Genomic DNA, 19,473 nt, shown 5'->3' on the forward strand with positions numbered 1-19,473 from the left:
AGACTTGCAATTAATTTGTTTTCTGTTAAATTATTTTTTAGCATTGTTATAAGTCTTATTTTTAATGTTCACCAAACTAAATCATAATCTGGCATGAGTTCTGTTTTACATATTACCAATGGCGATATTTTTACGCAACGACTCCAAAAATTGAATTTAAAGGGAGATGTCATCACATGGCGCGAAATGCTATGTGAAGGAAAGACATTACCCACTGTAGGCACCGAAACTTTTTGGAAAACCAGGTTTGAATTCCTTCATAAAAATTACAAGGTTTCAAAATCATGGTTCATCGAAAAAACCTTAAAGGAATACCGCTCACTATGTAGCCATAAACAACAGGACCAAATAGTATTATGGTTTGAATACGATCTTTTCTGCCAAGTAAATATGTTGGCCGTTATCAGTTGGTTGCTTACCCATCGTAAATATGCTGAAATATCTTTGGTATGCTGTGGTAAGGAAGATGAAACGGATAACATGTACAGTCTTACGGAACTTACCGATGATCAGCTACTTGGTCTATACAGAAATAAAAAAATATTAACGCAGGACGATACCGAATTTGCGGATTACGTCTGGCAACTATATTGTAGCAACAATCCTATACGATTGGAGAATCTGACCGATTTTAATGATTACCAATTTGACTATTTAGGAGATGCCATTAAAACACATCTAAAAAGATTTCCCAGTATCGTAAATGGACTAAACGATATGGAAAACACCATTTTGAGATTGGCCATGGACGAAAAGCCAAAATCAAAAAAAGAATTCATGAACGTTCTCCTCAATAATCAAGGTAACCTTGGTTTTGCCGATACCCAATATGACCGTGCAATTACAAGGTTAAAACCTTTGATCAGCAGTTTAAATCCGGTTAGGTTATCTAAAAAGGGAAAGGAAATTTTAGAGGGCAAAACAAGTTACTATTCCTGTATACAGGATAATGATGTTTACTTAGGCGGGGCATTAAAGTACAATTACCTTTATAATACCAATGCCAATAGAATTCTAAAATTATAGCATGCAATTAAGGCCTGCTGAGCTGATCATCAATGATGACGGCAGTATATACCATTTAAATCTACTTCCAGAAGATATAGCGACCACCATCATAACGGTAGGTGATCCCGATCGTGTACATCAAGTCTCCAATTATTTTGATCGTATAGAACTAAAAAAAGGAAAACGAGAATTTGTTACGCATACCGGTATAAAGAACGGTAAACGAATTTCCGTTATATCCACGGGTATAGGTACGGACAATATTGATATTGTGCTTAATGAACTGGATGCCTTGGTCAATATTGATTTTTCCACCCGCACCCTTAAATCTAAACATACCCCGCTTAATATTATTAGAATCGGTACAAGTGGCGCCATTCAACCCAATATTCCGGTTGACTCTTTTTTAATCAGCGAATACGCCATTGGTTTTGATGGGCTTTTACATTTTTATGAGCATGAAAATATGGGTTTTACGGATATTGAGGATGCTTTTATAACATACTGTAATTGGAATGCCAATAAAGCACGACCATATATAATAAAATATGCAGATAATCTAGCAAAATTATTTATTGATAATCGTATACGATTAGGCTTTACCGCAACAAATACAGGCTTTTATGGCCCTCAACACCGCCAATTACGTCTTAAGCCCAGCCAAATGGAATTAATGCAGAAACTCTCCTCATTTTCTTACCAAAACCTGCAACTTACAAATTTGGAAATGGAAACGTCCGGTATATATGCCCTTGCCCATTTATTAGGCCATCACGCCGTTTCCTTAAACTGTATTCTGGCAAATAGAGCAACAGGGGAATTCTCCAAAACTCCATCGGAATCCGTAGATGAGTTAATAAAATTTTGTTTAGGGCGTCTTAGTTAACGCATTTTTAAAAGTATCCTGCCGTGGTCTTCTTATTTTTGTGCTTATGAAAAATAAAAATTTGAAGCATAGGGATATTAATTGGCTTTATTTTAATGAACGTGTATTACTTGAAGCAGCCAATAAGTCAACTCCCCTATTGGAAAGACTTAAATTTCTTGCAATTTTTTCTTCGAATTTAGATGAGTATTTTAAGGTTAGGGTTTCCGGTCTTCGCCAAATACGGCAGTTGGACAAGAAGTTGCGAAAGAAACTAATGCTCAAGGCAAATAGTACCTTAAAACATATTTTAGAAACTATAGAACAACAACAAATTACTTTTGGCAAGGTGATAGCGACTACCTTGAACGAGTTGGAAAAGCACCATATATTCTTAAGAAACCCAAGTGAATTCAATGATGAACAAAAAGTATTTTTAACCAACCTATTCCATACTTCTATACAGCCTTATTGTAAGATACATAGTACAACAAACAATGTATCGCTTATAGATGGTGCATTATATTTGGCCGTTCATCATAAGAACAACGAATATAGCCTAGTGCAAATTCCTACCGATGAAGCAGATCGTTTTATAAAATTACCGGGCGACCATCACCAATATTGTTATTTAGATGATGTTGTTCGACTTAATATGGATAAGCTATTTCCCAATCAGGAAATTACACAGTGCTATTCCATAAAATTGTCTCGAGATGCGGAGTTATATTTAGAAGATGATTATACGGATGCCGCACTGGTAGAGAAAATATACAATTCCCTGAATAAAAGGGAAACCGGGCAAGCTACGCGCTTATTGTATGATAGTAATATACCCAATGAATTATTGAATGTACTTAAAACTCATTTGAATTTAGGTGAGGCCGACTTATCCCCAGGAGGAACATACCACAACCTTTCCGATTTTTTTAGCTTTCCGAGGCCAATGGGTACCGAACATTTACAATACGAGCCAAAGCCTGCCTTACCACATCCGGTTCTATCAACATCCAACAATGTTTTCGAAACAATAGCCAGAAAAGACCAATTGGTACATTTTCCTTATCAGGATTTCAATGTTATTGAAAATTTTTTGGAAAGCGCTGCAAACGATTCACAGGTAACTGCCATTAAAATGACAATTTATAGAATTGCAGAAAAATCGGCTTTGGCAAATGCATTGTTAAAAGCCTTGGACAATGGAAAAGAGGTTACTTTGTTCGTAGAGGCCCAAGCACGTTTTGATGAGGCAAATAATATTAAATGGGGCAGAATATTCCAAGAAAAAGGAGCCAAGGTAATATTTAGTATTCCACAGGTAAAAGTGCATTCTAAAATTGCTATGGTATTTAGAAAAGAAGGTGATAAATTTAGACGGTATGCCTATATAGGTACTGGGAATTTTAATGCAAAGACTGCAACAATCTATTGTGACCACGGACTCTTTACGGCCCATAAAAAAATAACAAAGGACCTAAAACAGGTTTTTGAGGTGTTGGAGCGAAAATTAATCATTCCCAAGTTAAAACGTCTTCTGGTTTCACCTTTTACCACACGTATTACCTTTTTAAACCTTATACAAAACGAGATTGATGCTGCAAAAAGTGGAAAACATGCCGCCATTACAGCCAAAATGAACAGTTTGGAGGATGCCGATATGATTAATGCCCTATATAGAGCGGTCAATGCCGGAGTTAAGGTTAGGCTGATTGTCAGAGGCTTTTGTTGCTATCTAAAGGCTAGTGGCGATCCTGATGCCCCAATGAAAGATTCTATTCTTATTACAAGTATCATAGATCGCTATTTGGAACATGGCAGGATCTATCTCTTTGAAAACGGTGGTAATGAACTCATGTATGTTGGCTCCGCAGATTGGATGACCAGAAATTTGGACCGCAGAATTGAGGTGCTTACCCCTATTCTTGACCCAGATATTTTTAGTGAATTAAAACATATTCTAACTTTACAGCTTAACGATAACCAAAAGGCTCGAATATTGGATATTGAAAATTCCAATAAAAAAGTGACCGTCCAAGACCACCAGGAACCTGTAAGGTCACAGTATGCCATTTATGACTATCTTAAAAATAAATTAAATGAAAACGGTTAAAATTATAGGTGTACCGGAACATTTCAACCTTCCTTGGCATCTGGCCATAGACGAAGGAGCTTTTAGGGAAAGAGGTCTTGATTTAGTGTGGACAGATGTGCCAGAGGGTACCGGCAGAATGTGCAATTTATTAAAGGATAACGAGGCGGACCTAGCCATAATCCTAACGGAAGGAATTGTAAAAAGTATTACAGAAGGAAACAAGGCCAAAATCATACAAGAATATATTGCCTCTCCCTTGCTGTGGGGCATTCATGTGGATACCAACAGTAGTTTAAAGGATTTAAAGGACCTTGAAAACACTACTGCGGCCATAAGCAGATTTGGTAGCGGAAGTCATTTAATGGCCTATGTACATGCAAAACAAATGGGGTGGGATTTAGAAAACCTGAAATTTAACCTGGTAAACAACCTTGAGGGTGCGGTCCAAAGCCTTTCTACGGGAAATGCAGATTATTTTATGTGGGAACATTTTACGACGAAACCATTGGTAGATGGTGGTATTTTCAGGCATTTAGGAGATTGCCCCACGCCATGGCCCTGTTTTGTACTTGCAGGAACGACATCATTTATCGCGAAAAACGGAAACCTCATTGCCCATATAAGGGAAATTATCAACACCTATACCGTAGAATTTAAACAAATACCCAGTATTGACCGTACATTGGCCCATAGGTATAAACAGAAATTAGAGGACATACAGGAATGGCTGCAATTAACCCAATGGAGTCAAAAGCAACTATCTGAACATACCTTGTTAAAAGTACAGGATACCCTAAATGAATTAAATTTGATCGACCAAATAATTCCTGCCGATCATATTTTGACGTAATTTAAATTGCAGCTAAGCTAAAATGCTTTTGAATAAGCTGTTTAAACGTATCGTCAGATAAAGGTTTCTGTGAGAAATCCGCTATATGTGGATTGGTTATGGCGCGATCTTTATCCTCTTGGTTATCACTTATGGTAACAAGAACGATGGTAATCTGGTCTTTTAATTTTTTTGGGACCATTTCTTCATAGGCCTCCATAAATTGCCATCCGTCCATAACAGGCATTCTAAGATCTAGCATGACCATACAAGGTAATTCCAGTTCTTCCTGACCTTTACCTAAAATGAAATCCAATGCTTCCTGGCCGTTTAGGGCAGAATTTAAATTAACATCCAAATCAAGCTTATTGATGAAAATGGAATGAAGAAAGTTGCTTGCCTCATCATCATCCACCAATAAAATGCTGTTTAATCTGTCTAAATTTTTCATAGCGAGTTATTGTTAGTTAATGTTATACCTATAAAATAGTGTCTTCTTAAAGTTATAAAAAAAATTATTAATAAATAACTTACCACATAATAGATTTATTGCCCATACCTGTCAATATTTTATTACAATGGGAAAAATGCTGATTTCCAAACCAATATCCCCTATTTGCGCTTAAGGGCGATGGATGTCCGGATTCTAGAATATGGTGGGCGTTCATATTAATTAATTTTTTCTTTTTCTTGGCAAAACCGCCCCATAACATAAAAACGATATCTTTTTTCTGGCTAGATAGTTTTTTAATGACCGCATCGGTAAAAACTTCCCAACCTTTTCCTTGATGACTGCCCGGATCATGTTCCCTAACGGTCAATGTTGCATTTAGTAACAAAACCCCTTGTGCGGCCCATCGCTCCAAATTTCCACTTAAGGGGTACGGGTTTCCTATATCTGTTTCGACTTCCTTAAAAATATTTATCAATGAAGGTGGATGTTTTACTCCATCATTTACTGAAAAACAGTATCCGTTAGCCTGATTGGGCCCATGATAAGGGTCTTGTCCTATAATGACTACCTTAACATCGGCAAAACTACTTTTTTCAAAGGCGGCAAAGATGTGTTCCATAGCCGGGTAACAGGTATACTGCCGATATTCCTGTTCCACAAAGGTTATTAGTTGCCGAAAATATTCTTTTTCAAATTCTTCCTTTAATTCCTGTGTCCAAGTGGGATGTATATTTTTTATAATCATAATGTAAAGTATGTTTACCAGGTTACAAATTTATCTAATTGTCAATGTATTCAACATATGAAACCCAAGTAACATGGCCTCATTTGTTAAAAGGAACTACACTACTTAAAAAAACTGTTACCAAGACCAAACAACGCTTGCTTCGTAAATTTCAGATATCGCTCTCAATCCGTACCTTTACCCCATATTAAATTAGCTCGTGGCCAATATACATTCCAAAACATTACAGGATTTAGAATTCCCTTCCATTTTACAGCAGATTGCAGCGCGTTGCCATACTGAATTGGGCAAAGAGGCAGCGTTGAATATAGCACCTTTCTTAACCGAGGAAGTTATTAGAATCGAATTAGGTAAAACGGCCGAATACCTTTCTTCCCTGGTTAGTGAAAACCGTATTCCAAATCATGGATTTGATAGTATCAATGCAGATTTACGGTTGTTAAAAATTGAAAATACCATTTTAGAACTACAGGGATTCAAACGTATCTCGAGTATTTGCACCACGGTTGCCCAACATCAAAAATTCTTTAAAAAATTCAAGGAATATTATCCATTGTTCCATGAATTTGCATTAAAACTGGAACCAACAACCGAAATTCCAGTGTTGATCAACAACGTAATTGACCGTTTTGGTGAGGTAAAAGACAATGCATCGGACAACCTTCAGATTATCAGAAGGCAAATCAACCAAGTCAGGGGTAAGATCAGCCAAAGCTTTGGCGCGGCACTTTCAACTTACCAATCATCCGATTACCTGGATGAAATAAGGGAGAGTGTGGTGGAAAACAGAAGGGTCCTTGCCGTAAAGGCCATGTACCGTAAAAAAATTAAGGGTGCGGTAATGGGCACTTCCAAAACCGGCAGTATCGTTTACATTGAACCGGAAGCAGTTTTAAAATATAGCCGGGAACTGAATAATCTGGAATACGAAGAAAAAGAAGAAGTACAACGGATACTAAAACAATTAACCAATCAAATCAGGCCATTTAGAGCGCTTTTAAGCGATTATCAGGATTATTTGTCACAAGTGGACGTCATTGCCGCAAAAGCGAAGCACGCGGAAGATATCAACGCCCTAATGCCTACTATCAATACCAACAACAGACTCTATTTAAGGGATGCCTATCATCCGCTTTTATATTTAAGCAATAAGCGAAAGAACGAAAAAACATATCCCCAGACTATAGAGCTGCACCAGGAAAATAGGATCATCGTCATCTCCGGCCCCAATGCTGGTGGAAAAAGTATTACGTTGAAAACCATTGGCCTATTACAGGCTATGCTTCAAAGCGGTATGTTGATTCCTGTACACGAACGTAGCGAAGTTTGCTTTTTCAAAAAAATATTGACGGATATTGGTGACAACCAAAGTATTGAAAATCACCTAAGTACGTACAGTTACCGCTTAAAGAACATGAACCAATTTCTAAAACGCTGCGATGACAATACCTTGTTCTTGATCGATGAGTTTGGTACAGGTAGCGACCCGGAACTGGGGGGTGCCTTGGCAGAAGCATTTTTAGAAGTGTTTTATGAGCGGGGTTCCTATGGCGTAATCACTACCCACTATGCCAATTTAAAAGCATTGGCCAATGAACTGCCCCATGTTACCAATGCCAATATGCTTTTTGATGGCAGGACCCTTGAGCCCACTTTTCAACTTATACTTGGGCAAGCAGGTAGTTCATTTACCTTTGAGGTAGCACAAAAGAACGGTATCCCCTATTCCCTGATCAACAAGGCCAAAAAGAAAATAGAGCGTGGAAAAGTAAGGTTTGATGCCACTATTGCCAAATTACAAAAAGAACGCAGTAAAATGGCACAGACAGGCTCTAGACTCAAAGAGGAGGAAAACAAGGCGCGAGAGGAAAGTGAGCGCTTGGAAAAGCTGAATGCCAAAATCAAGAGCAAATTGGAAAATTATCAAGAGTTATACGACCATGATCAACGTATGATTCAATTGGGAAACAAGGTGAACATTGCTGCGGACAAATACTTTTTGGACAATAAAAAGCGCCAGTTGGTATCTGAGCTATTACGAATTGTGGAAACGGAGAATAGCAAGCGCAAGAAAAAAACTGCAAATGAGGCCAAGGCAGAACGTGCAAAAAAAGCAAAAGTAGCCCAAGAAGTCCAAAAAGAGGTGAAGGTCATTCGTGAAAACAAAAAGGTTGCCAAGAAAAAGGCCATAGCAAAAGAAAAAAACAAACCTAAACCAGTTTTCAAAATTGGTGATCGTGTACGTATGTTAGATGGCAAGTCCGTAGGGTCAATAGATTCCTTGGAAAAAGGAAAAGCGATAGTCAACTATGGCATTTTTACGACCAATGTTAGTGTTGACCAATTGGAATTGGTAGAACGAAAGAAATAACATATTAACAAACTGATTTTAAGTATTTTAAATTAAATCGTATACGATTTTTATAAATTGTTAAACACCATATTCACATAAAACTAGTACTTATTGACCCTTTATTACATTAATTCCTGCTGACGCCTAAATTTATCATAGGAATATTTTAGTGGAATTGTTATTTATACCAGTGATATCTCAATTATATGTCTAGCACTCCCAATCTATTAAAGATTTAGGAATAAATAAATATCCATTGAACATCTTTCTTAAATAGATTATAAATGGTAATGATATAATTGGTACTCATTGTATCTTTAATCCGTGGAAAATAAAAAGAAAATTATTTTATTTGACGGGGTCTGCAATTTGTGTAACGGAGCCGTACAGTTTATCATTAAAAGAGATTCTGAAAACCAATTTCAATTTGCCGCCTTGCAAAGTGAAACTGGAAAAAAATTGACTCTAGAACGAAATATAGATACTGAAAAAGTTGATTCTATTATTCTTATTGAACCCAACGTTGCTTATTATATAAAATCTACAGCTGCTTTAAAGATTGGTGAAGAATTAAAAGGAATAAGAACAATTTCCTGCATTTTATTATGGTTACCGGAGTCTTTCCGTAATATCGTATACGATTTTATAGCTCGAAATAGGTATCAATGGTATGGCAAAAGAGAAGAATGTATGATACCAACGGATGAAATAAAGCAAAAGTTCATTTAACCTTATTGATAAATCGGTGCATCTAAAATTTTACTAATCCAAAGAATAATAGTTTTGCCCCTATCCCCATTATATCAACTATATACCAAAGATTTAAATTATATTATCGCCATTATTGAAACATAATGAGCAAAATTAAAAGACGGCGATACAAGAAAAAAAGATACCTACTACCTATAACACTTATTGTAGTGTTACTTATTTTTCGCATTGCCCTACCCTATATCGTTAAAGATTATGTCAATAAGGTTTTAGCGGATATTCCCGGATATTATGGACATGTTGAAGATATTGACCTTGCTTTAATCCGCGGTGCATATACTATAAAGGGAATGTATTTAAATAAAGTAAATGCAAATTCCGATGTTCCTTTTCTAGACTTTAAGAAAACCGACATTTCCATTGAGTGGAAAGCATTGATTCATGGAAAAATAGTGAGTGAAATTATCATGAAAGAACCAACCGTGATCTATGTTTTTGAAGACCAACAACAAGATACGGCCCAAACCGATACCGAAGATTGGTCCAAAGCACTTACGGACTTAGTTCCCATAGACATCAATCAATTAACCGTTAAACAAGGTAAGTTTGCCTTTCTACAATTACAGGCAGACCCCAATATTGACCTGAACCTTTCCAACGTAAACCTTTCTGCGTCCAACCTTAGGAATGTGGTAGAAAAAACAAGGACATTACCTTCTACTATATACGCCACAGCAGTCTCTATAGGTAACGGAAATGTTATTCTAAAAGGAGACATGAACTTGGTCAAGGAAATTCCGGATATGGACATCTCCTTTAGTTTGGAAAAAGCAAATGCCAAGGCTTTAAATGATTTCACGAACTTTTATGCAGGCATAGATTTCGACGAAGGCACTTTTGACCTTTTCGGAGAAATGGCCATTGCCGATGGATACTTAAAAGGTTCGTTTAAGCCTATTTTACGGAATGCTAAATTGATCGGCAAGGATGATGGTTTCTTGAAAACATTATGGGAAGGCTTTGTTGGCTTCTTTAAATTCTTGTTAAAGAATCATAGGCAAGATACATTGGCAACAAAAATACCTATAGAAGGTGATTTAAATAGCGCAAAGACAAAGATCATCCCTACCATTACCGGTATTTTTAAAAATGCTTGGATAAAAGCCTATAAAGGGGTAGTAGATGACGATTTAAATTTTAAGGATGCCACAGAGGGTGCTGACGCATTAGAGGAAAAAAAATCTAAATAAAACTGGGTTAAGGATGTATACAACTTTCTATGCCTTTTTAATATTCTACAATTCCAAAACATCAAATTGGCTAAAATAGCCAGTGTAGCTTTAAACATTTACTCCTATGAACCAAAAATTAAGGAAGATTGCCGTATTGGGCTATATTGCCAAAGGAACCGTTTATGGCATTACCGGTGTTTTAGCGCTTTTTTCCGCATTTAATATGGGAGGTCAAAAGGCTGGTAAATTAGAGGTTATCGACTATTTGGAGAACCAACCCTTTGGAACCGTGATTATTTTTATTTTGGGACTTGGTCTTCTCTGTTTTGCACTATGGAGATTTATTGTCAGCATTTACGACCCTGAAGATTATGGCACCGACATCAAAGGCCTAGGAAAACGTGTGGGCTTTTTCGTTAGCGGTTTGGTATATGCTTCAATTGGAGTTTTTGCAATTTTGGACGCACTCAACATTACGTCCCTGATAGCTAAGGGTGGTGGAGGCGGAAATACAAGCTTACAAAACGGAACGTTGAGCGCATTGATATTTATCGTCGTTGGAGCGGGACTGGCATTAAAGGGAGTTTTTCAATTTCTAAAAATCCAAAATGGAGATGTACTTAAAAAATTAAATCTCCAAAATATCAATTCGGTCATTAAAAGAAAGACCGTTAGACGTATAGGTTATGCCGGACTCATTTCCAGAGGAATCGTAACCTTGATCATTGCTTATTTCTTTCTTACCGCTGGCTTTAATTTAAAGGGAAACTCTTCCAATACGGTCAAAGGTACCGCTCAAGCTTTTTCCTTTATCCAAGAACAAGTTTATGGACATTGGTTATTAGGTACCATTGCTATAGGTTTAATTTGCTATGGTCTATATATGTTTACCATGGCCGCTTATCGCCAATTTGACGTCTAAAGCATAAATACCTTCAAATCCCTACTTTTTATAATTGTCGTCCCAGTTTTTAACCTTGGGCGAATGCAATTTATCTACGGACTTTGCCACCATCATGGAAACAGTAGCATCACCGGAAACGTTGATTACGGTACGGCACATATCCAAAGGTCTGTCAACGGCAAATATTAATGCCAGTCCTGCTTCTGGTATTCCTGCCTGAGCAAGAACTATGACCAACATTACCATTCCCGCACCTGGTACCGCAGCACTACCTATTGATGCCAAGGTAGCCGTTACGATTATACCCAACTGAGCGGATAGGCTTAGTTCCATACCAAAGGCCTGAGCTATAAAAACAGCGGCTATAGCTTGATAAAGGCTTGTGCCATCCATATTAATGGTAGCGCCAATTGGAAGAACGAAACTGGTAACCTCCTCATCTACGCCTAAATGCTCCTCTACCCGTTCCATGGTCACGGGCAATGTAGCTGCACTTGAACTTGTAGAAAAAGCCAATAATTGCGCCGGGGACATGCCTTTCATAAAGGTATTTGGCGAGGTTTTCGTAAAGACCCAAACCATTAACAGGTACACCCCTAACATTAAAGTTAGCCCTAATACCACACATAGGGCGTACCAAGCCAACGCCTTGAACAAATCCAAACTTGGGGACTCTACCACCAGTGCCGCTAATAAAGCAAATACTCCAAAAGGAGCTGCAAGCATTATCAAATCAATCAACTTTAATATCACTTCATTGAAGCCATCAAAAAATTTCTTTACCGGTGAAGCTTGTTCTTCAGGTATTAAAATTAGACCTATACCAAAAAATATAGCAAAAAATATTACTTGAAGCATATTTCCGTTATCGGATGCCGCCTTAAAAATATTGCTTGGTACCAAATCTTCCAACGCCTGTAAAGGCCCAGCTTCCTTTTGCTTGTCCGCCTTGGACTTTATTGCATCCGCATCACCTTTGTAATTTTCCACCAATTCCGATCGGGTCTCCTCACTAATTGAAGCACCAGGTTTTACAATATTTACCACCCCCAAACCAATGGATACGGCAATAACTGTGGTGAATATATATATAGCTATCGTTCTTCCACCCATTTGTGAAAGCTTGGAAATATCCTTAAGATCAGAGACTCCTTTGATCAATGATGCCAATATCAAAGGAACTGCAATAAGTTTTAATGAATTGATAAAAATATTACCGAATGGTTTTACCCAATCCGAAATAAATTGTGGTCCCCATTCCAACTGTACCATGGCCAATGCAAACAATACTCCGGCCAACATTCCCAATAGAATTTGCCAATGCAACTCTAGCTTCCTCATATATAATTTGGTTTTGGGAAGTAAGATAGTATTTTGCTTGTAAAAGTGCTAAAAAGGAACCTATAATTTAATGGCTCTGTTGATCAACGTAAAGTCTGCCAGCACCAAGGCCGTCATTGCCTCTACTATGGGAACGGCTCTTGGAACCACACAGGGATCGTGCCTACCCTTTCCTTGGGTCTGTACTTTATTCCCTTGCCTATCTATGGTCTCATACCCTTGTATGACCGTTGCCACAGGTTTAAATGCGACATTAAAATAAATATCCATGCCATTACTTATGCCACCTTGTATACCGCCACTATAGTTGGTTTTTGTAGTACCATCAGTATTAAACTGGTCGTTGTGTTCACTGCCTTTCATGGTTACACCATCAAAACCACTACCATATTCAAAACCTTTAACGGCATTTATGGATAGCATTGCCTTACCAAGTTCGGCATGTAATTTATCAAATACCGGTTCTCCTAAACCTATTGGTACATTCTTGGCAACACAGGTAATTACACCTCCAATAGTATCCCCTTCCTTTTTAATGGCTTTGATATAATCTTCCATTTGTGAGGCCATTTCTTGATCCGGACATCTCACTATATTATTTTCAGTTTGGGAAAGGTCCAGTTCCTTATAATCCTTGTTCAATTTTAAATTTCCCACTTGGGATACAAAAGCCTGTATTTCAATACCCTTTAAAAATTGCTTTGCGATAGCACCGGCCACTACCCTACTTGCCGTTTCTCTTGCAGAACTTCTACCGCCACCCCTGTAATCCCTAAATCCGTATTTCTGGTCATACACATAATCCGCATGAGATGGCCTATAGGAGTCTTTGATATGACCATAATCCTTAGATTTTTGATTGGTATTGTGAATTGCAAAACCAATGGGAGTACCTGTAGTCTTCCCTTCAAAGATTCCGGAGAAAAATTCAACTTCATCCGGTTCCTTGCGCTGCGTTACGATAGCCGATTGACCGGGTTTACGCCTATCCAAATCTTTTTGAATTGCTGCGAGGTCCAATGTAATTCCAGACGGACATCCATCTATAACCCCACCTATGGCCTTGCCATGAGATTCTCCAAACGTGCTAACTTTAAATAGGTTTCCAAAGCTATTTCCGGCCATGATAAATTATTTCAATTATTAATGGATAAACAATCTATAGACTATAAAAGTCCAAGCTTCAAAGGTAAAAGTTAAATGTTTGATACAAAAATATTACAATCGCTTATTACCTAAACAAAGTAATCTTTTCCAGTAATAATTATTTAACCTTAGCATCATGTAAAAATGATGCTGCTACGAACTGATAACCATACCATTAGGTTTAATTTTGTACGAAAATTACGCCTTTGAAAAAACGCCGTCTAGAAATTGTCGTACTATCCGATATCCATTTGGGTTCATATACATGTCACGCAGAAGAACTACTAACCTACCTTTCTAGCATAGACCCAAAGATTTTAGTGTTAAATGGTGATATACTAGATACCAAAAAAATGGAAAACAACTATTTTCCACCGGCACACCTAAAGGTCATTAAAAAAATATTCTCCCTAGCGGCCAAAGGTACTGAAGTACACTATATTACCGGTAATCATGATGAGCCTCTTAGAAAATTTGACCCAATACATATGGGAGCCATTAAAGTATCCAATAAATTGATCTTAAAACTTAATGGAAAAAACACGCTTTTCTTTCATGGCGATATTTTTGATATTTCCCTTAGATACTCCCATTGGTTGCTTCATTTAGGAAGCATAGGTTTTACGACCCTTTTAAGGTTTTCCAAATTAAAATCTAGAATTTTCAAAAAAATGGGCAAAAGAAACAAGCCCTTTTTAAGTACGGAATACCAAAAAGTACGGGACCCGAACCTTATTGCAAAGTTTGAACACAATGTGGCCCAACTAGCCATTGACCAGCATTTTGACCATGTTATCTGCGGACACAGCCATCATCCTAAAAAACAGGTTATAGAAACAAAAAAGGGCAGTTGCCTATATTTAAACTCCGGGGATTGGGTTACTCACAAGACCGCCTTGGAATATTCCTTTAAACGATGGAAACTATATCATTATGACAATGATAAACTAGCCTCTTTCTATATGGACGAGGAATTAAAATCCATGGATATCAACGAATTGATTGCCACCATCACTAATAAAGCCAACAAAAAAAAGCAACAAAAACAATGAACCTTAATTAAGATACCAACGCGTCGTTCAAAATACTGACAGGATGCTTTGCTATTCTTTTGGTACCATCAAAAATTTGGTGCCTGCAACTGGTTCCGTTTGCTGCAATTATGGTATCCGGTGACGATTTGGAAACTGCAGGAAACAATTTTAAGCCACCTATTTTCATACTGGTCCCGTAATGCTCTTTTTCGTATCCGAATGAACCTGCCATACCACAGCAACCGGAAGGGATAATACTTACTTTATAATTGACCGGTAAATTAAGAATGTCAAAAGTTACTTTTTGGTTGCTCAATGCTTTTTGGTGGCAGTGATTATGAATCTTTACATCTTTTGACTCCGTTGTAAAGGAAGATGCACTCAAGTTTCCGTTAGCAATTTCACTAGCCAAAAATTCTTCTATTAAGAAAGAATGATCGGCAATGTGTTGCGCACCGATCCGATCTGTGGTCAACCGTTTATATTCATCCCTGAAAGATAGTATTGCAGATGGCTCCAGACCCAATATAGGAATTGATTGATCTGCAAATTTTTTTAGCTCTACCATATTTTTGAGGGCAAGTTTTTTTGCCTGTTTCAAAAAGCCCTTAGATAAAAATGTACGGCCACTTTCAGCATAAAATAGTTGAACTTCATATCCTAATTTAATCAAAAGGGAAATTGCATCCTTCCCAACTTCAATATCCAAATACCTGGTAAATTCATCTATATATAAGACTACTTTATTTCTATTTATAGGATATTGATTAGCAGTATTTTGAAGATGCTTATCAAAATTAAAACTATAAACTTTTGGCAGACTTCTCTCAGGAGCCACACCACTGGATTTTTTCAATAAACCTCCAAAAAACTTGGATTCATATACCGCATTTGTCAAGCCGGAAACTTTACTTGCCAACCCGTTTAACTTGGTATTATATGCAAACAATTTTCCTCTTAAAGGATAGCCGTTGGCCTCTTGGTATTGATATAAAAATTCCGCCTTCAACGTAGCAACATCCACATTACTTGGACATTCACTGGCACAAGCTTTACAACTTAAGCACAAGTCAAAAGCCTCCTTGATTTCTTGACTGTCAAAATTGTTTTGTGCCGTACTTTTAGGATTGGTCAAAAATTCCCTTAATGTATTTGCTCTGCCCCTAGTGGTATCTTTTTCATTTTTTGTAGCATGGTAACTTGGACACATACCCCCGTTCATATGATGGGTTTTTCTGCAGTCCCCACTACCATTACATTTCTCCGCAGTTTTAAGGATACCCTCACTATCGGAAAAATCCATAAGTGTTTCTATATTGGGTTCCTCACGGTCCACTTCATAACGGAATGATTGGTCCATAGGATAAGCATCTACTATTTTCCCCGGGTTCAATATACCTTTGGGATCAAAATATGATTTTACCCTCCTGAGCAGTTCATAATTTTTTTTCCCAATCATGAGCGGAATGAATTCTGCCCTTACGATACCATCACCATGCTCCCCACTAAACGAACCCCTATACTTCTTGGTAAGCTTGGCAACATCTGTTGTAATGTTCCTGAACAATGCAACATCCGTAGCCTTTTTAAGATTTAGAATCGGACGCAAATGAAGTTCACCGGCACCGGCATGTGCATAGTACACCGCGTTCTGCTTATACCCCTTCATGATTACGGAAAATTCTGCTATAAAATCCTTTAGATCGGGCAGAGCAACGGCCGTATCCTCTATACATGCTACCGCTTTCATATCTCCAACAATATTGCCCAGTAGCCCCAAACCGGCCTTACGCAATTCAATGGCTTTACTAATTTGACTGCCGACCAATACAGGATTTGCATAGCTTAGTCCGGACTTTTCCACGGTCTTGATCAAAGCATCTACCGCTTTATTTAGCTCTATTTCGGAATGGGCAGAAACTTGCAACATTAATAATGCTTCCGGATCACCTTCTACGAAAAAACGATTTGCAAGTTGCGCACGGTTATTTTTTGTACAATCCAAAATAACCTTATCCATCATTTCACATAGTTGCAATGGGTGCTCCATTACCGGTACTACATCCATTAAACAATCTTCTAACGATGTATAATGGGTTACGACCATGGCAGAGAATGCCGGGGGCAATTCATCCAATTGAACGGTAATTTCAGTTGTAAATGCCAAGGTACCTTCACTTCCACAAAGCAGTTCCGCCATATTGAAATAACCCAGAGGACCACCAAATACGTTGGATTTTAAAAGTTCGTCTACGGCATAACCGGTATTTCTCCTGTGAATTTCAGGTTTGGGAAACTGTGTAATTATTTCGCTTGATACTTCATTGTCAATTAGTTCATTATAAATATTTTTATAAAGTGAAGCTTCAAATGAATTACCTTTCATTTTTTCTTGAAATTCGGTAGAAGAAAGCCTACCAAATTCAGCCTCGCTACCATCGGCCAAAATTGTTTTCAATGAAACAACCTTATCTCTGGTCACCCCATATTGTATAGATGTAGTACCAGAGGAATTATTACCTACCATACCACCGATCATACACCTGTTAGAGGTTGAAGTGTTGGGTCCAAAAAATAAACCGTACGGTTTTAAATATTGGTTGAGCTCATCCCGTATTACCCCTGGTTGTACCGTAACCTGCTTTTTTGCCTCATCTACTTTGATGATTTTTGTAAAATATTTAGAAACATCTACCACCAAACCATCACCAACACATTGTCCAGCCAAGGACGTTCCGGCGGTTCTGGGTATTATTCCAATACTTTCATGATTTGCAAATTCAATAATACGCTTGATATCCTTTACAGATTTAGGGAAGGCTGCTCCTAATGGAATTTTTCTATAAACCGAAGCATCCGTTGCATATAAACTTTTTGTAAGGTCGTCATATAAGACCTCACCCTCTAAATCTTGTTGTAACTTTGACAGGAAATTATTTTTCAAGATAGCACAATTTTGAGTGCTAAATTAAGTTTTATTGTGTGAGCCACATTATAAAAAAGCTCATTTTTCATCACAAAAAACATGAACTATATGAAGATTTTAAAAGGAATTACCGTACTTATTTTTATGGCCACCTGTTCGCTTTCATCGGCTCAGGACATAGCCAATCATGCATTAGGACTACGTTTGGGGGACAGTGACGGCTTTGGTGCCGAAATTAGCTACCAGAAATCATTAGGCCTTAACAATAGGTTGGAAGTTGACCTTGGATGGAGGGACAGTAGAAACTTTAACGCTTTTAAATTAGCTGGACTTTACCAATGGGTAAGAACCATTGAGGGTGATTTTAATTGGTATTATGGTGTTGGTGGCGGCCTAGGAAGTGTTGACTTTCCAGGACTACCAAATGATGATTATGGCGGATTGTTCGTATTTGCTGCGGGCGACATTGGTATTGAATATAATTTTGATATTCCGTTGATTCTCTCCTTGGACTTTAGACCTGAACTAGGTGTTTCCGGTTATAACGGATTTTCAGATAATTTTGATTTTGATATTGGACTTGGTATTAGATATCAATTCTAAGACAAGATACCTTAATTCAAAGACCTTTGGCGCAACCGTCAAAGGTCTTTTTTTATATCCTTTATATAAGTACATTTGCAACCTAACCTAAGTGTATTATATGAAAAATAATATTGTTATTCTACTGGCCATTGGCTTATTGTTCAGTTGCAACTCCAACCCAGAGGGTTTTACATTAAACGGTAATTTAAGGGGGGAATTAAAAGATGGTACAAGTGTATTCCTTAAAAAAATTGGCGATAACAACCAACCCGTAGAAGTAGATACGGCAACTACTACAAATGGCGAATTTACGTTTACCGGAGTTGCCAATACGCCAGAACTACATTACATATTTGTTGAACAGGTACCGGGCTACACAGCCGTAATCCTTGAGAACGGAACTATTGAATTTAACGCCCAAAAAGATAGCATGGGTTTTGCCGAAATAAAAGGCACGTTCCAAAATGAGAGTTTTGCCGATTACATGGATCAATCCAGGGCAATCTCTTTGCAAGCAAGATCTATTCAAGAAGATATGAAATCTGCCACAGGAGAAGCAGCGTTGGCTCTGCAGGATGAAATGACAGAACTACAGGAAGAGTACAAGGATTTTGAATTGAATTATGCAAAGGCCAATCCAAAGGCTTTGATTTCTGCGCTTGTCTTGGACAGGGCCATTAGTACCAAAGCAGTTGAATTTGAGGAAGCGGAAACTATTTTCAATACGTTTACGGAAGAAATTAGAAGTTCTCAACCTGGCAAAAAAATTCAGCAAAACTTAGAAAAGCTTAAAAAATCTGCAGAAGCCAGTAAAAACACCAGTATAGGCGCAAAAGCACCGGATTTTTCAGGTCCAAACCCAGATGGCGAAATCATTGCCTTAAAGGATGTAATGGGCAAGGTTACATTAATAGATTTTTGGGCAGCATGGTGCAAACCTTGTAGGAACGAAAATCCAAACGTTGTTGCCGTATATAATAAATACCACGACAAGGGCCTAAACGTAATAGGCGTTTCCTTAGATAGAACTGAAGAGGCTTGGAAGAAGGCAATTGCCGATGACGGCCTAGATTGGAACCATATATCCAATATTGCTTATTTTGATGATCAAATTGCCCAACTATACAATGTAAAAGCTATACCAGCGGCTTTTCTCCTAGACGAAAATGGCGTTATTGTGGCAAAGAATTTAAGAGGACCCGCCCTTGAACAAAAGGTGGCGGAGCTTCTAAATTAAGATTCCAAACC

General features: G+C 37.8%; 16 protein-coding genes. 11 read left to right on the plus strand and 5 right to left on the minus strand.

Annotated elements, in window-relative coordinates:
* Nucleotides 1-93: 93 nt before the first annotated feature.
* Genes JM81_RS02800 through JM81_RS02815 form a run of 4 tightly spaced genes read left to right on the plus strand, consistent with a single transcriptional unit; the run spans nt 94 to nt 4,815 of the window.
* Entirely contained in the window at nt 94-1,026 is a 933-nt protein-coding gene (locus JM81_RS02800; RefSeq protein ID WP_144800606.1) for a DUF1835 domain-containing protein, read from the plus strand.
* Between the two features lies 1 nt (nt 1,027).
* Entirely contained in the window at nt 1,028-1,894 is an 867-nt protein-coding gene (locus JM81_RS02805; protein ID WP_144800607.1) for a nucleoside phosphorylase, read from the plus strand.
* A 46-nt stretch (nt 1,895-1,940) separates the two neighbouring features.
* Nucleotides 1,941-3,983 carry a polyphosphate kinase 1 gene (gene ppk1, locus JM81_RS02810; protein WP_144800608.1) on the plus strand — a complete coding sequence of 681 codons (2,043 nt, stop codon included), beginning with the start codon at nt 1,941-1,943 and terminating at the stop codon, nt 3,981-3,983.
* Nucleotides 3,970-4,815, plus strand: a complete 846-nt coding sequence (locus JM81_RS02815; RefSeq protein ID WP_144800609.1) for a substrate-binding domain-containing protein — start codon at nt 3,970-3,972, stop codon at nt 4,813-4,815. The genes ppk1 and JM81_RS02815 overlap by 14 nt, the downstream gene beginning before the upstream one ends.
* 1 nt (nt 4,816) lies before the next feature.
* On the opposite strand, the gene JM81_RS02820 is transcribed toward JM81_RS02815, so the two are convergent.
* On the minus strand, nt 4,817-5,245 hold the full coding sequence (locus tag JM81_RS02820; protein WP_089260272.1) for a response regulator: 429 nt from the start codon (nt 5,243-5,245) through the stop codon (nt 4,817-4,819).
* Between the two features lie 79 nt (nt 5,246-5,324).
* Nucleotides 5,325-5,993 (minus strand): uracil-DNA glycosylase, encoded by a 669-nt coding sequence (locus JM81_RS02825; protein WP_144800610.1) that lies wholly within the window; start codon nt 5,991-5,993, stop codon nt 5,325-5,327.
* A gap of 199 nt (nt 5,994-6,192) precedes the next feature.
* Between JM81_RS02825 and JM81_RS02830 the strand changes: the two genes are divergently transcribed.
* The 4 genes from JM81_RS02830 (at nt 6,193) to JM81_RS02845 (ending at nt 11,211) form a co-directional block, all read left to right on the plus strand.
* Nucleotides 6,193-8,364, plus strand: a complete 2,172-nt coding sequence (locus JM81_RS02830) for an endonuclease MutS2 (protein WP_144800611.1) — start codon at nt 6,193-6,195, stop codon at nt 8,362-8,364.
* Between the two features lie 306 nt (nt 8,365-8,670).
* Nucleotides 8,671-9,075, plus strand: coding sequence for a thiol-disulfide oxidoreductase DCC family protein (locus tag JM81_RS02835; RefSeq protein WP_144800612.1), 405 nt, complete (start codon nt 8,671-8,673; stop codon nt 9,073-9,075).
* Nucleotides 9,076-9,266: 191 nt separating this feature from the next.
* On the plus strand, nt 9,267-10,307 hold the full coding sequence (locus JM81_RS02840) for a DUF748 domain-containing protein (RefSeq protein ID WP_315897740.1): 1,041 nt from the start codon (nt 9,267-9,269) through the stop codon (nt 10,305-10,307).
* Nucleotides 10,308-10,413: 106 nt separating this feature from the next.
* Nucleotides 10,414-11,211 carry a DUF1206 domain-containing protein gene (locus JM81_RS02845; protein WP_144800614.1) on the plus strand — a complete coding sequence of 266 codons (798 nt, stop codon included), beginning with the start codon at nt 10,414-10,416 and terminating at the stop codon, nt 11,209-11,211.
* A 21-nt stretch (nt 11,212-11,232) separates the two neighbouring features.
* Here JM81_RS02845 and JM81_RS02850 read toward each other — a convergent pair whose 3' ends face one another.
* On the minus strand, nt 11,233-12,534 hold the full coding sequence (locus JM81_RS02850; protein ID WP_144800615.1) for a dicarboxylate/amino acid:cation symporter: 1,302 nt from the start codon (nt 12,532-12,534) through the stop codon (nt 11,233-11,235).
* A 60-nt stretch (nt 12,535-12,594) separates the two neighbouring features.
* A complete protein-coding gene (gene aroC, locus JM81_RS02855) occupies nt 12,595-13,659 on the minus strand; it encodes a chorismate synthase (RefSeq protein ID WP_144800616.1) in 1,065 nt (354 codons plus the stop codon).
* A 227-nt stretch (nt 13,660-13,886) separates the two neighbouring features.
* Here aroC and JM81_RS02860 point away from each other — a divergent pair, with 227 nt between their 5' ends.
* A complete protein-coding gene (locus JM81_RS02860) occupies nt 13,887-14,732 on the plus strand; it encodes a UDP-2,3-diacylglucosamine diphosphatase (protein ID WP_144800617.1) in 846 nt (281 codons plus the stop codon).
* A 7-nt stretch (nt 14,733-14,739) separates the two neighbouring features.
* Here JM81_RS02860 and JM81_RS02865 read toward each other — a convergent pair whose 3' ends face one another.
* The gene (locus JM81_RS02865; RefSeq protein ID WP_144800618.1) at nt 14,740-17,658 is read right to left on the minus strand and encodes an FAD-binding and (Fe-S)-binding domain-containing protein; all 2,919 of its coding nucleotides are present in this window, start codon (nt 17,656-17,658) and stop codon (nt 14,740-14,742) included.
* Nucleotides 17,659-17,748: 90 nt separating this feature from the next.
* Between JM81_RS02865 and JM81_RS02870 the strand changes: the two genes are divergently transcribed.
* The gene (locus tag JM81_RS02870) at nt 17,749-18,243 is read left to right on the plus strand and encodes a hypothetical protein (protein WP_089260608.1); all 495 of its coding nucleotides are present in this window, start codon (nt 17,749-17,751) and stop codon (nt 18,241-18,243) included.
* A gap of 100 nt (nt 18,244-18,343) precedes the next feature.
* Nucleotides 18,344-19,462 (plus strand): TlpA disulfide reductase family protein, encoded by a 1,119-nt coding sequence (locus JM81_RS02875; protein WP_144800619.1) that lies wholly within the window; start codon nt 18,344-18,346, stop codon nt 19,460-19,462.
* The last annotated feature ends 11 nt before the right edge of the window (nt 19,463-19,473 follow it).

Origin of the sequence: Maribacter sp. MAR_2009_72 (genome assembly GCF_007827235.1) — a bacterium.
Taxonomy (GTDB): Bacteria; Bacteroidota; Bacteroidia; order Flavobacteriales; family Flavobacteriaceae; genus Maribacter; species Maribacter sedimenticola.